Origin of the sequence: Pseudomonas sp. Sample_23 (assembly GCF_004307595.1) — a bacterium.
Classification (GTDB): domain Bacteria; phylum Pseudomonadota; class Gammaproteobacteria; order Pseudomonadales; family Pseudomonadaceae; genus Aquipseudomonas; species Aquipseudomonas atacamensis.
In genome coordinates this window covers 17,577-30,303 of record NZ_RCNX01000072.1, presented here as the reverse complement: position 1 = coordinate 30,303, position 12,727 = coordinate 17,577, and the positions used below count along the sequence as shown (strand labels likewise).

14 protein-coding genes are annotated in these 12,727 nt (G+C 61.2%); 6 read left to right on the top strand and 8 right to left on the bottom strand.

Annotation, left to right across the window (positions count from 1 at the left end):
- Positions 1 to 16 precede the first annotated feature (16 nt).
- A complete protein-coding gene (locus D8U82_RS18795; protein ID WP_041476813.1) occupies positions 17 to 1,051 on the top strand; it encodes a type IV pilus twitching motility protein PilT in 1,035 nt (344 codons plus the stop codon).
- Between the two features lie 150 nt (positions 1,052 to 1,201).
- Here the strand turns inward: D8U82_RS18795 and D8U82_RS18790 are convergent, their stop codons facing one another.
- Entirely contained in the window at positions 1,202 to 1,819 is a 618-nt protein-coding gene (locus tag D8U82_RS18790; RefSeq protein WP_125925441.1) for a C40 family peptidase, read from the bottom strand.
- Between the two features lie 248 nt (positions 1,820 to 2,067).
- Here D8U82_RS18790 and D8U82_RS18785 point away from each other — a divergent pair, with 248 nt between their 5' ends.
- Positions 2,068 to 2,502 carry a TM2 domain-containing protein gene (locus D8U82_RS18785; RefSeq protein WP_016772734.1) on the top strand — a complete coding sequence of 145 codons (435 nt, stop codon included), beginning with the start codon at positions 2,068 to 2,070 and terminating at the stop codon, positions 2,500 to 2,502.
- Positions 2,503 to 2,661: 159 nt separating this feature from the next.
- On the opposite strand, the gene D8U82_RS18780 is transcribed toward D8U82_RS18785, so the two are convergent.
- The 7 genes from D8U82_RS18780 to gshB form a co-directional block, all read right to left on the bottom strand.
- Positions 2,662 to 3,933: a dihydroorotase gene (locus D8U82_RS18780; protein ID WP_110603640.1), complete on the bottom strand. Its 1,272-nt coding sequence runs from the start codon at positions 3,931 to 3,933 to the stop codon at positions 2,662 to 2,664.
- Positions 3,930 to 4,934: an aspartate carbamoyltransferase catalytic subunit gene (locus tag D8U82_RS18775; protein ID WP_016772736.1), complete on the bottom strand. Its 1,005-nt coding sequence runs from the start codon at positions 4,932 to 4,934 to the stop codon at positions 3,930 to 3,932. The genes D8U82_RS18780 and D8U82_RS18775 overlap by 4 nt, the downstream gene beginning before the upstream one ends.
- A gap of 27 nt (positions 4,935 to 4,961) precedes the next feature.
- The gene (pyrR, locus tag D8U82_RS18770; RefSeq protein ID WP_130902720.1) at positions 4,962 to 5,468 is read right to left on the bottom strand and encodes a bifunctional pyr operon transcriptional regulator/uracil phosphoribosyltransferase PyrR; all 507 of its coding nucleotides are present in this window, start codon (positions 5,466 to 5,468) and stop codon (positions 4,962 to 4,964) included.
- Between the two features lie 81 nt (positions 5,469 to 5,549).
- Positions 5,550 to 5,987, bottom strand: a complete 438-nt coding sequence (gene ruvX, locus D8U82_RS18765) for a Holliday junction resolvase RuvX (protein ID WP_016772738.1) — start codon at positions 5,985 to 5,987, stop codon at positions 5,550 to 5,552.
- Complete coding sequence (locus tag D8U82_RS18760) at positions 5,987 to 6,559, bottom strand: YqgE/AlgH family protein (RefSeq protein WP_016772739.1); 573 nt, start codon at positions 6,557 to 6,559, stop codon at positions 5,987 to 5,989. Before D8U82_RS18760 ends, ruvX begins: the two co-directional genes overlap by 1 nt.
- A 316-nt stretch (positions 6,560 to 6,875) precedes the next feature.
- Complete coding sequence (locus D8U82_RS18755; RefSeq protein ID WP_122751157.1) at positions 6,876 to 7,775, bottom strand: energy transducer TonB; 900 nt, start codon at positions 7,773 to 7,775, stop codon at positions 6,876 to 6,878.
- A gap of 107 nt (positions 7,776 to 7,882) precedes the next feature.
- On the bottom strand, positions 7,883 to 8,854 hold the full coding sequence (gshB, locus tag D8U82_RS18750) for a glutathione synthase (protein WP_130902719.1): 972 nt from the start codon (positions 8,852 to 8,854) through the stop codon (positions 7,883 to 7,885).
- A gap of 225 nt (positions 8,855 to 9,079) precedes the next feature.
- Here gshB and pilG point away from each other — a divergent pair, with 225 nt between their 5' ends.
- From pilG to D8U82_RS18730, 4 genes are all read left to right on the top strand, one after another.
- Positions 9,080 to 9,484, top strand: a complete 405-nt coding sequence (gene pilG / locus D8U82_RS18745) for a twitching motility response regulator PilG (RefSeq protein WP_016772743.1) — start codon at positions 9,080 to 9,082, stop codon at positions 9,482 to 9,484.
- A gap of 60 nt (positions 9,485 to 9,544) precedes the next feature.
- The gene (pilH, locus tag D8U82_RS18740; RefSeq protein WP_016772744.1) at positions 9,545 to 9,910 is read left to right on the top strand and encodes a twitching motility response regulator PilH; all 366 of its coding nucleotides are present in this window, start codon (positions 9,545 to 9,547) and stop codon (positions 9,908 to 9,910) included.
- Between the two features lie 10 nt (positions 9,911 to 9,920).
- The gene (locus D8U82_RS18735) at positions 9,921 to 10,460 is read left to right on the top strand and encodes a chemotaxis protein CheW (protein WP_016772745.1); all 540 of its coding nucleotides are present in this window, start codon (positions 9,921 to 9,923) and stop codon (positions 10,458 to 10,460) included.
- A gap of 209 nt (positions 10,461 to 10,669) precedes the next feature.
- Positions 10,670 to 12,718, top strand: coding sequence for a methyl-accepting chemotaxis protein (locus D8U82_RS18730; protein ID WP_016772746.1), 2,049 nt, complete (start codon positions 10,670 to 10,672; stop codon positions 12,716 to 12,718).
- The last annotated feature ends 9 nt before the right edge of the window (positions 12,719 to 12,727 follow it).

Genomic DNA, 12,727 nt, shown 5'->3' with positions numbered 1-12,727 from the left:
GGAATTGAGGGACGCTATGGATATCACTGAATTGCTGGCCTTCAGCGCCAAACAGGGCGCTTCCGACCTGCACCTGTCGGCCGGCCTGCCGCCGATGATCCGTGTCGATGGCGACGTGCGACGGATCAATCTGCCGGCGCTGGATCACAAGCAAGTGCACGAGCTGATCTACGACATCATGAACGACACCCAGCGCATCGAATTCGAGAAAAATCTGGAAACGGATTTTTCCTTCGATGTACCCGGCGTGGCGCGCTTTCGGGTCAATGCCTTCAACCAGAACCGTGGCGCCGGAGCGGTGTTCCGCACCATTCCGTCGAAAGTGCTGAGCATGGAAGACCTCGCCATGGGCGATGTTTTCCGCAAGATCACCGATGCGCCGCGCGGTTTGGTGCTGGTCACCGGGCCGACCGGCTCCGGCAAGTCGACCACGCTGGCGGCGATGATCGATTACCTCAACACCCATCGCCATCACCACATTCTCACCATCGAAGACCCCATCGAGTTCGTTCATGAATCGCGCAAATGCCTGATCAATCAGCGCGAAGTCCACCGCGATACCCGCAGCTTCGCCACCGCACTGCGCTCGGCCCTGCGTGAAGACCCGGACGTGATTCTGGTCGGCGAAATGCGTGATCTGGAAACCATTCGCCTGGCGTTGACCGCCGCCGAGACCGGGCATCTGGTGTTCGGCACGCTGCACACGACCTCGGCGGCGAAGACCATCGACCGCGTGGTGGATGTGTTCCCCGGCGACGAGAAGTCGATGGTCCGTTCGATGCTGTCGGAGTCGTTGCTGGCGGTGGTGTCGCAGACGTTGATCAAGAAGATCGGCGGCGGGCGGGTGGCGGCGCATGAAATCATGCTCGGGACATCGGCGATCCGTAATCTCATTCGCGAGGACAAGGTGGCGCAGATGTATTCAGCGATTCAGACCGGTGGGTCGTTGGGCATGCAGACACTCGATATGTGCCTGAAGGATCTGGTGACCAAGGGCTTGATCAGCCGCGAGCATGCGCGGGAGAAGGCGCGCACCCCGGATAACTTCTGAGGGTCGGTGGTGCGGCTGCCGGCCCCTTCGCGAGCAGGCTCGCTCCCACATCAAACCGTATTCCTTCAGCTGGAATGCATTTTTCTGTGGGAGCGAGCCTGCTCGCGAAAAGGCCGGTACTGCTGAAGCTGATTCAGGAGATCAAACAGCTCAGCGCTGGACTACGCGCAGCTGCTGTTGCTCTTTCGGCAACACGCGCTTGGCCACAACGTAATGCTTTTCCCAGTACGGCTTGTTCAGCGTGTCGATGCTCACCGCTTTGCCACGGCGCGGGGCGTGGATGAAGCGGTCGTTGCCCAGGTAGATGGCAACGTGGTTGACCCGACGGCTCTTGATGTTGAAGAAAATCAGATCGCCCGGCTTCAGATCCTTGCGCTCGACTTTCTCGCCGTGACCGCTGGCCATGGCATTGGAGGTGCGTGGCAGGTCGAACGTAGCGTCGTTGAACGCATATTTCACCAGACCGCTGCAATCGAAGCCTTTACTTGGGCTGCTGCCGCCCCAACGATAAGGTGTACCGAGGACGTTTACCGCACGGCTCAGCACATTGCTGCTTTCCTTGCTCGCCATCGGTGGCACCAGCTTGCTGCGGCTCTTGCTGCTCAGCGTGGTGGTCTTGCTCTTGCTGCTTTTGCTCGAAGGAGCCGAAGCATGGGATTTAGGGGTGAATCCGTTGACGTTGGGAAGACGTTGCTCACGATTGGTGGCGTGGGCGGCAAGTGGCATTAATAGGCAAATAGTCAGCCATGTCTTGAAAAATGATCGCATTAGGCGTGGCTCATAAGTGATAGCGCGCAACTTTATAACAGCTTTTTTTGCCGTTCCGAGGCCGTTCATCGATTCATTCCGCCGCCTACGGAACCAAAAACGCTCAAAAAGTACGCAATTGTCCGACAGAAGTCAGGTTTTATAAGGGTTTCGCGCTAGCAACGGTAACATTTGCCATACGTCGGCCACCTGTAAAAAAGTCACAAAGAAATGAAGAATATTTATCTATCGAGTGCAATGAGGTCTTAATGAACAGCTATCAGCTCCCCCGAGTGAAAGAAAAAGACACTCACAGCAAAGTCATCGGCTACCTGCTGTGGATTTTCGGATTCACCGGTGCGCACCGCTTTTATTACGGCAAGCCGGTGACCGGAACGATCTGGTTCTTCACCTTCGGTTTGCTGGGGATTGGCTGGCTGATCGACCTGTTTCTGATCCCGGCGATGGATCGCGAAGCGGATTTGCGCTTTGCCGCCGGGCCGATCGAGTACAACGTCGCGTGGATTCTGCTGACCTTCCTCGGTGTGTTCGGCGTGCACCGGATGTATCAGGGCAAATGGATCAGCGGCTTGCTGTATCTGCTGACCGGCGGGTTGTTCTTTATTGGTGTGCTGTATGACTTCTGGACCCTGAACGATCAGGTGTCGGTGCGCAACGCGCAGAATCGCGGCGCCTTTCAGTAACCAGTAAGTAGTGGCGAGGGGATTTATCCCCGTTGGGCCGCGAAGCGGTCCTGAATCCGAGAACGCGGTGGATTTGCTCCACCGCGTGCAATGGCTTCGCGACTGCTACGCAGCCGAACGGGGATAAATCCCCTCGCCACAATCTCCCTCAGCAGCAAGTCATGCCTGGTGAGTAATCCGCCCATCCACCAGCGTATAGCGCACCACGCCCGGCAGACTGTGGCCGATGAACGGGCAGTTCTCGCCCTTCGACAGCCAGTGTTCACCGGCCACCGTCGATGCCTTCGGATCGAACAGCACGATATCCGCCGCACCACCTACCGCCAGTTTGCCCGCCGGCAGGCGCAGGGCTTCGGCCGGGCCTGCGCTGAGACGTGCCAGCAGCGTCGGCAAGTCGAGCAAACCATCCTCGACGAGCGTCATCGCCAGCGGCAGCAGCAACTCAACACTGCTGATGCCCGGCTCGGTGGCGCCGAACGGTGCCAGTTTGGCGTCGCGCTCGTGGGGCTGGTGATGGCTGGAGATCGCCGAAACCACCCCGGATTTCACCGCTTCCCGCAGGCCATCGCGGTCGGCACGGGTGCGCAGCGGTGGTTGCACGTGATAAAGGCTGTTGAAGTCGATCAGCGCTTCGTCAGTCAGGATCAGCTGATACAACGCAACATCCGCCGTTACCTTCAAGCCACGGGCCTGCGCCTGAGCAATCAGCGCCACACCGCGAGCACTGGTCAACTGGCTGAAGTGCGCACGCACGCCGGTCTGCTCGACCAGTAGCAGATCGCGAGCCAGCGCCACGGTTTCGGCGGTTTCCGGGATGCCTGGCAGGCCTAGGAAACTGGCGACCGCGCCTTCGTGGGCGAGGCCGCCCTCGGCCAGATCGTGGTCCTGCGAGTTGAAGATCACCGTCAGGTCGAAAGTCGCCGCGTATTCCAGCGCCCGGCACAGGGTGCGGCTGTTGCGGAAGCTCTCCAGACCGTTGCCGAACGCCACGCAACCGGCGTCGCGCAGCGCGACCAGTTCGGCCAGTTGCTCACCGTCCAGACCTTTGCTCAGCGCGCCAATCGGGAACACTTTGGTGTTGCCAGCCTCGCGGGCGCGGTCGAGGATCAGTTCGGCCACAGCGGAGGTGTCGAGCACCGGTTTGGTCTTCGGCGGGCAGCACAGGCTGGTCACGCCACCGGCAGCGGCGGCGCGGGTTTCGCTGACGATCGAGCCTTTGCGGCTGTAGCCCGGCTCGCGCAGGGCAACGTTGAGGTCGACCAGGCCAGGCGCGGCGACCAGACCTTGGGCATCGATGGTTTCCACTGCGCTGAAACCGGCCGGTGCGGCGCCGAGGGCGACGATCTTGCAGGCTTCAACGTGGATGTCGGTGATTTGATCCAGGCCGCTGCTGGGATCGATGACGCGTGCGCCGAGAATGCTGAGCTTCACTGGGCGTTCTCCTGCTCGAATTGACGTTGCGCAGTCTGCCCGCTCATGGCCATGGACAGCACAGCCATACGAATCGCGATGCCGTAGGTCACTTGATTGAGGATCACCGAGTGCGGGCCGTCGGCCACCGCCGACTCGATCTCCACGCCACGGTTGATCGGCCCCGGGTGCATGACGATGCAATCGGGTTTGGCTCCGGCCAGACGTGCGGTGGTCAGGCCGAACAGGCGATAGAACTCGCCTTCGCTGGGCAGCAGGCCGCCGGTCATGCGCTCACGTTGCAGACGCAGCATGATCACCACATCGACGTCCTTCAGGCCTTCGGCCATGTCGGTGTAGACCTTGACGCCGTATTGCTCGATGCCGATCGGCAGCAGGGTTTTCGGCGCGATCACGCGGATGTCCGGGCAGCCGAGGGTCTTCAGCGCGAGCATGTTCGAGCGCGCTACCCGCGAATGGAGGATGTCGCCGACGATCGCCACCGAGAGGTTTTCGAAACCGCCCTTGTGCCGACGGATGGTGAGCATGTCGAGCATGCCCTGGGTCGGGTGCGCATGCCGGCCGTCGCCGCCGTTGATGATCGCCACCTGCGGGCAGACATGCTCGGCGATGAAGTGCGCCGCGCCCGAGTCGCCGTGGCGCACGACGAACATGTCGGCGGCCATCGCTTCAAGGTTGCGCAGGGTATCGAGCAGCGTTTCGCCCTTGCTCGCCGACGATGTCGACACGTTCAGGGTGATCACGTCTGCCGACAGGCGCTGGGCCGCCAGTTCAAACGTGGTGCGGGTGCGCGTGGAGTTTTCGAAGAACACGTTGCACACGGTCTTGCCGCGCAGCAACGGGACTTTCTTCACCGCCCGGGCGCCGACTTCAAGGAACGAGTCGGCAGTGTCGAGGATTTCCGTCAGCAACTCGCGGCGCAGGCCGTCGAGCGAGAGGAAGTGGCGCAGCTGGCCCTGATCATTGAGCTGCAGCGGGCGCTTGGTATCTAGAGGCGTCATCGCGAGGGGGACTCTCAATAGGGCGGATTAAAGGGTGACGTCTTGCAGTTCGAGCGTCAGCGGCTCGGGGCCGGACAACTTGACCCGCTGGTTGCCGGCCAGGCTCAGGGTGGCGCCGACCACGTTCGGGCGGATCGGCAGCTCGCCGGCGTCCAGGTCCAGCAGGCAGACCAGGGTGACGCTGGCCGGGCGGCCGTAATCGAACAGTTCATTCATGGCGGCGCGGATGGTCCGACCGCTCATCAGCACGTCGTCGATCAGCACCAGATGCTGGCCTTCGATCTCGAAGGGCAGGGCGGATGGGCGCACTTGCGGGTGCAGGCCGTTCTGGCTGAAGTCGTCGCGGTAGAAGGACACATCCAGCGTGCCCAGTGGCGCATCGCTGGCCAGTTCCTTGAGCAGCGCCTGCGCGACCCAGATGCCGCCGGTGCGGATGCCGATGTAACGCGGTTCGCTGATGTCACGCTGGGCAAGGTGCGCCTTGAGGCGGGTCGCCATCTGGCTGATCAGATCGGCGGGATTGGGCAGGCTCATGGTTGCTCCTTCGTGATTCCGCGCTGCGTCCTGCCGGACGAAGCTCGGTTTATAACCAAAAGAAAAGCGCCGAAGCGCTTGTCAGGATTCAAACAATGCAGTGTTTTCATCGAGCCAGCCCTGCAGCAGCAGGGCAGCGGCGATGGCGTCCACCGGGTTGTCGCGGTAACTGCCTTTCTGCCCGCCACGCACCAGTCGCTCGCCCTTGGCTTCGAAGGTGGTCAGGCGTTCGTCGTGGGTATAGAAGGGCAGGTTGTAGCGGCCGTTGAGGCGGCGGGCGAATTTCTCCGCGCGTACGCACATCTCGCTGGGCGTGCCGTCCATGTTCAACGGCAGGCCGACCACCACGGCGTCGGGTTTCCATTCTTTTATCAGCGCTTCGACCTGATCCCAGTTCGGCACGCCATTCTGTGCTTTGAGGGTGCACAGCTCGCGGGCCTGGCCGGTGATGACCTGGCCGACCGCGACGCCGATCTGTTTGGTGCCGTAGTCGAAGCCGAGAATCAGGCGCAGGGCCATCAGGCGTGACCCGCCTGGCTGGTGAGCAGATTGAGATCGATGCCCAAGTGCCGCGCTGCCGCTTCCAGGCGCAATTCGCTGCGGGTGTTGAAGAGGATGTCGGCGTTGAACGGGCAGGTCAGCCAGGCGTTGTCGGCCAGTTCGGCTTCCAGTTGTCCGGCTTCCCAACCAGCGTAGCCGAGGGTAATCAGGCTCTGCGCGGGGCCGACGCCGTCAGCGATGGCGAACAGCACGTCCTGCGAAGTCGACAGGGCCAGGTCGCCATCCAGCTGCGCCGTGGCCTGGAACGTTTGGCCCGCCGGGTGCAGGACAAAACCGCGATCGGTCTGCACCGGCCCGCCGATGAAGATCGGCACATCCTGGCAACGCGCCGGCGGCTCGATGTCCGGGCGCAGCTGCTCGAGGATGTCGGCCAGGTTCAAGTCTTGCGGCCTGTTGACCACCAGCCCCATCGCGCCATTGGCCGTGTGCTCGACGATGTAGGTCAAGGTGTGGGCAAAGTTCGGGTCGGCCATGTGTGGCATGGCGATCAGGAAATGATGCTTGAGGTAGCTGGGGCTGACGTTTTTCATGAGCGCTAGTGTGGCGTTCGAGGGGCGAACTGACAAGCTGGAGATGCTGACAACAACACAGATCCATTATTGGAACAGAGCTTTTGTGGCGAGGGGATTTGCTGTGGTGAGGGAGTTTATCTGTGGTTAGGGGATTTATCTGTGCTCAGGGAATTTATCTGGGGTGAAGGGATTTATCTGTGGCGAGGGGATTTATCCCCGTTGGGGCGCGAAGCGCCCCTGAATCGCTTGATGGGTTCTGCCTGACACTCCATATGGAATGGTTTTGCGGCTGCTGCGCAGCCGAGCGGGGATAAATCCCCTCGCCACATAAATATTAGTTGCTTGAGAGCTTGTCGCCCCGGGCAAATTTCCAGGTGCGGATGATTTCCAGGCGGTCGATGTCCGACAGATCGCCGGTAAACGGTGCAAACGGCGCGGCCAGGCGGACGATGCGCTGCGCCGCCTGATCGAGCAGCGGCTGGCCGGAGGATTCGAGCACCAGCACTTCATACAGCGAGCCGTCGCGATTGATCGAGACCATCAGGCGCAAATTGCCGTAGATCTGCTTGCGTCGTGCTTCTTCGGGGTAGTTGAGGTTGCCGATGCGCTCGACCTTCTTGCGCCAGTCGTCCTTGTACCAGGCGCCCTTGTCGCGCATGGTCGAGGCCGCGCTCAAGCGGTGGATGCGCGGGCGCTTGGCGTACAGCTGTTGTTCCTTGGCCAGCTCCGCCTCGAGGCTGGCGATGTCGCTGGACAGCTGCGAGCTGTCGAACGCCGGCGCGTCGACGGTCGGTTTGACTTCGGTTTTGCTTTCTTCTTTCTTGGTCGGCGCCTTTTTCGGTTTCGGCGCAACGGTGGTCACCGCTGCCTTCGGGGCGGCTTCCTGCACCACTGGCTTGGCGGCAGGCGGCGGGGTGACCTTTTTGACCTGATTGTCCTGGAACGGCGCGATTTCGGTGGTCTTGGGCAGGGCTTTCTTGTCCAGCGTGCCGCTGCCTTCCTGGTTTTCCTGAGCGAGAAAATCTGCCTTTTCCGGCTTCTTCTCGGCCTTGAAGGTGGCCAGGGTGATTTCCAGGGTTTTGCTGATCTGCTGCGGCTCGACCATGGTGAAACCGACGCCGAGCAGCAGCGCCAGGTGAATCAGCGCCGCGAGAAACAGGGTAAAACCGAGGCGATCGGCCGGGCGCACGCCACGATGGGCGAGTTCAGCGGGCAGATCGGACGGGAGGGTCATGACAAGAAAACCAACATCGCGTATTTCAGAGGCTGCGCATGATAACGCAATGTTGGTTTCGCGCCTTGGGCTTCACGCTTCAAGCGACAGGCTGCATGTGACGTACATCAAGCTTGTGGCTTTTTGCCGGCCGCTTGCAGCTTTTTATCGATCGCATCCATCAGCATCCCGCCGATATCAGTGCCAAATGCATTGTCGATTTCGCGGATGCAGGTCGGGCTGGTGACGTTGATTTCGGTCAGGTGCTCGCCGATCACGTCGAGGCCGACGAACAGCAGGCCTTTCTCGCGCAAGGTCGGGCCGACCTGGGCGGCGATCCAGCGATCCTTCTCGGTCAGCGGACGTGCTTCGCCACGGCCACCGGCGGCGAGGTTGCCACGGGTTTCGCCCATGGCCGGGATACGCGCCAGGCAGTAATCCACCGGCTCGCCATCGATCATCAAAATGCGCTTGTCGCCGTCGACGATCGCCGGCAGGTAGCCCTGAATCATGATCTGCTGCTTGCCGTGCAGGGTCAGGGTTTCGAGGATCACCGAGAGGTTCGGATGGCCGGCGGTGTGGCGGAAGATCGACGAACCGCCCATGCCGTCCAGCGGCTTGAGGATCACGTCACCGTGATGGTCGGCGAACTCACGCAATACGTCCGGGCGGCGGCTGACGATGGTCGGCGGCGTGCACTGCGGAAACAGCGTGGCGAACAGCTTTTCATTGCAGTCGCGCAGGCTCTGCGGCTTGTTCACCACCAGCACGCCGGCGGCTTCGGCCTGTTCCAGCAGGTAAGTGGAGTAGACGAACTCCATGTCGAACGGCGGATCCTTGCGCATCAGGATCACGTCCAGGTCGCTCAGCAGCTTGTCCTGTTCGGCGTCCAGCTCGAACCATTTGTCCGGGTTGGCGAAGACTTTCAGCGGGCTCATCCGCGCCCGCGCCTGGCCTTCGGCCTGATACAGGTCTTTCTGTTCCATGTAGAACAGTTCCCAGCCACGCTTTTGCGCGGCCAGCAGCATGGCCAGCGAGCTATCCTTTTTATAGGAGATGCTGGCGATAGGGTCCATGACAATCCCGACGCGAACGCTCATTGGGTTTTCCTCGAAATTTGGCTACCGGATCGGTATTGAAAAAGTGCCGCCAGAGTGGCGCCGGGCGGGTTTCGGGTCAAGGAAAAACCCGTCGATAGATTGCATCTGGAGACTGTGCTAAAAAGGCTGGCAGATCGCGCCGCCCCATGGGTTTCAAGGGTTTCAGGCCATTATTCACAGCAAAACGGACAATTTGATTCGCAAAGGCGACGGTAGAACCCTCTTATGGAACAGCAGTCCAGCGCCTTGAAGGTCATGGTGATCGACGACTCGAAAACGATTCGCCGCACCGCCGAAACATTGTTGAAGAATGTCGGTTGCGAAGTGATCACCGCCATCGACGGTTTCGATGCGCTGGCGAAGATCGCCGACCACCATCCCGGGATCATCTTTGTCGACATCATGATGCCGCGTCTGGACGGTTATCAGACCTGCGCCCTGATCAAGAACAACAGCGCCTTCAAGGCGACGCCGGTGATCATGCTGTCGTCCAGGGACGGTCTGTTCGACAAGGCCAAGGGGCGGATTGTCGGCTCTGATCAATTTCTGACCAAGCCGTTCAGCAAAGAAGAACTGCTCAACGCGATCCAGGCCCATGTTCCGGGCTTCGCCGCCGTTTTGCCGCAGTAAGACACGCACAGTGACGCTCGGCCAGCGGGCCGGCAGTCGACCAGAAAAATGGGGAAGACCATGGCACGTATCCTGATCGTCGATGATTCGCCGACTGAAATGTACAAACTCACCGGCATGCTCGAAAAGCACGGCCATGAAGTGCTCAAGGCCGAGAACGGCGCCGACGGCGTGGCCCTGGCCCGTCAGGAAAAACCCGACGCGGTGCTGATGGACATCGTCATGCCCGGCCTCAACGGTTTTCAGGCGACCCGCCAGTTGACCAAGGATGCCGACACGGCGCACATCCCGGTGATCATCATCACCACCAAGGATCAGGAGACCGACAAGGTCTGGGGCACCCGCCAGGGCGCCAAGGATTACCTGACCAAACCGGTCGACGAAGACACCCTGATCAAGACCCTGAACAACGTACTCAACGGCTGATCGCGCGATCATGAACGAATCGCTGACCGCGTTCGAACTGCTCTGGCAGATCGACCAGCGCTGCCGCCTGCTGGCAGCCGACCTGCCGTCGCAAGCGGCGCGCCCGGATCGCTGGAGCGGCATCGGCTTTCGCCTCGGCGAGCATTGGTATGTGGCGCCGATGGGCGAAGTCAGCGAAGTCCTGCATGAACCGCGCTTCACCCAGTTGCCCGGGGTCAAGCCGTGGGTCAAGGGTGTGGCTAACCTGCGCGGGCGGCTGCTGCCGATCATGGACCTGTGCGGCTTCTTCGGCCATGAGCTGTCGCCGCTGCGCAAACAGCGGCGGGTATTGGTGGTGGAGCATGAAGACGTGTTCGCCGGGGTAATGGTCGACGAAGTCATCGGCTTGCAGCATTTCGAACAGGGCAGTTTCGAGCCGCTGTCGATCAGCAAGCGCCAGGGCTCCAAGGCCGAATTCGTCAAAGGCTATTTCCGCCGTGAACAGAACTGGCGGGTGTTCAGCCTGTTCGCACTGGCCAGATCCCCGGTGTTCATGGGTGTGGCTCTTTAGCACGAACAACAGAACCCATGTGGACGCGGGCCATGTGGCGAGGGGATTTATCCCCGTTGGGTCGCGCAGCGGCCCCAAAAACTGCAATGCCTGACACCGTCAGCGCATGCGATATTTTTGCGACTGCTTCGCAGCCGAACGGGGATAAATCCCCTCGCCACAAGGCTCGCTCCCACAAGGGCCATGGCAGGTTTCATAGGCGAGGACCGATGACAAAAGCAAAAACAGGCAAGTCGGCAGAGGCATCGCGCAGTCGCGCGCAGATCATCGTGCTGTTTATCGCACTGATCGTGTTCATCATGCTGCTGTTCGCCAACTTCGCGTACCTCAATACCCAGGCGAACTACGACAAGCAGTACATCGGCCATGCCGGCGAACTGCGCGTGCTCTCGCAACGCATCGCCAAGAACGCCACCGAAGCGGCGGCGGGCAAGGCGGCCGCGTTCAAACTGCTCAGTGATGCGCGCAACGATTTTGCCCAGCGCTGGGGTTACCTGAAAAAGGGTGACCCGAACACCGGCCTGCCACCGGCACCCGTCGCCGTGCGCCCGGAAATGCGCGCGGTGCAGATGGACTGGGAACGCCTGCTGAAAAACACCGACGCGATCCTCACCAGTGAACAGACCGTGCTGTCGCTGCATCAGGTCGCCGCGACGCTGGCCGAAACCGTGCCGCAGTTGCAGATCGAATACGAAAAAGTCGTGGAAATCCTCCTCCAGCGCGGCGCCCCAGCGGCGCAGGTAGCGATGGCGCAACGGCAATCGCTACTGGCTGAACGCATTCTTGGCGCAGTCAACACCGTGCTCGCCGGTGACGAAAACTCGCAGCAGGCCGCCGACGCGTTTGGTCGTGATGCCGCGCGTTTCGGTCTGGTGCTCAACGGCATGTTGCAGGGCAACCCGGCGCTGAAAATCAGCCAGGTCGAAGACCGCGACGCCCGTGCGCGTTTGAGCGAAATCTCCGAGCTGTTCCAGTTCGTTTCCGGCTCCGTGGATGAAATCCTCGAAACCTCGCCTGAGCTGTTCAAGGTGCGCGAATCGGCGAGCAACATCTTCACCCTGTCGCAAACCCTGCTCGACGAAGCCTCGCACTTGGCCACCGGATTCGAGCACCTGGCCGGCGGGCGCAACACCGACACCATTGGCGGCTATGTGCTGGGCTTGCTGGCGCTGGCCTCGATCATCCTCATCGGTCTGGTCATGGTCCGCGAAACCAATCGCCAATTGCGCGAGACCGCCGAGAAGAACGAGCGCAACCAGAACGCGATCATGCGCCTGCTCGACGAAATCGAAGACCTCGCCGATGGCGACCTCACCGTGACCGCCTCGGTGACCGAAGACTTCACCGGCACCATCGCCGACTCGATCAACTATTCCGTCGACCAATTGCGTGATCTGGTGGCGACCATCAACCTCACCGCCGGCCAGGTTGCCGCTGCGGTGCAGGAAACCCAGGCCACCGCCATGCATCTGGCCCAAGCGTCTGAGCAACAGGCGCAGCAGATTTCCGAAGCCTCGACAGCCATCAGCGACATGGCCGAGTCCATCGATCAAGTCTCGGCCAACGCTGCCGAATCGTCGGCGGTGGCCGAGCGTTCCGTGGAAATCGCCAACAAAGGCAACGAGGTGGTGCACAACACCATCCACGGCATGGACAACATCCGCGAACAGATTCAGGACACCGCCAAGCGCATCAAGCGCCTCGGCGAGTCGTCCCAGGAAATCGGCGACATCGTCAGCCTGATCGATGACATCGCCGACCAGACCAACATTCTCGCCCTCAACGCGGCGATCCAGGCATCGATGGCCGGGGATGCCGGGCGCGGGTTTGCCGTGGTCGCCGACGAAGTGCAGCGGCTGGCCGAGCGTTCGTCCGCCGCGACCCGGCAGATCGAAACCCTGGTGCGGGCGATTCAGGCCGACACCAACGAAGCGGTGATTTCCATGGAACAGACCACCACCGAAGTGGTGCGCGGCGCGCGACTGGCGCAGGATGCCGGTGTGGCCCTGGAAGAAATCGAAGGCGTGTCCAAAACCCTCGCGGCGCTGATCCAGAGCATCTCCAACGCGGCGCAGCAGCAGACCTCTTCGGCCGGGCAGATCTCGCTGACGATGAACGTGATCCAGCAGATCACCTCGCAGACTTCGTCGGGGTCCACGGCCACCGCCGAGAGCATCGGCAACCTGGCGAAAATGGCCAGTCAGTTGCGTCGTTCGGTGTCCGGTTTCACCTTGCCGGCGGCGACAGATAAAGCGTGAGTGGAGTGG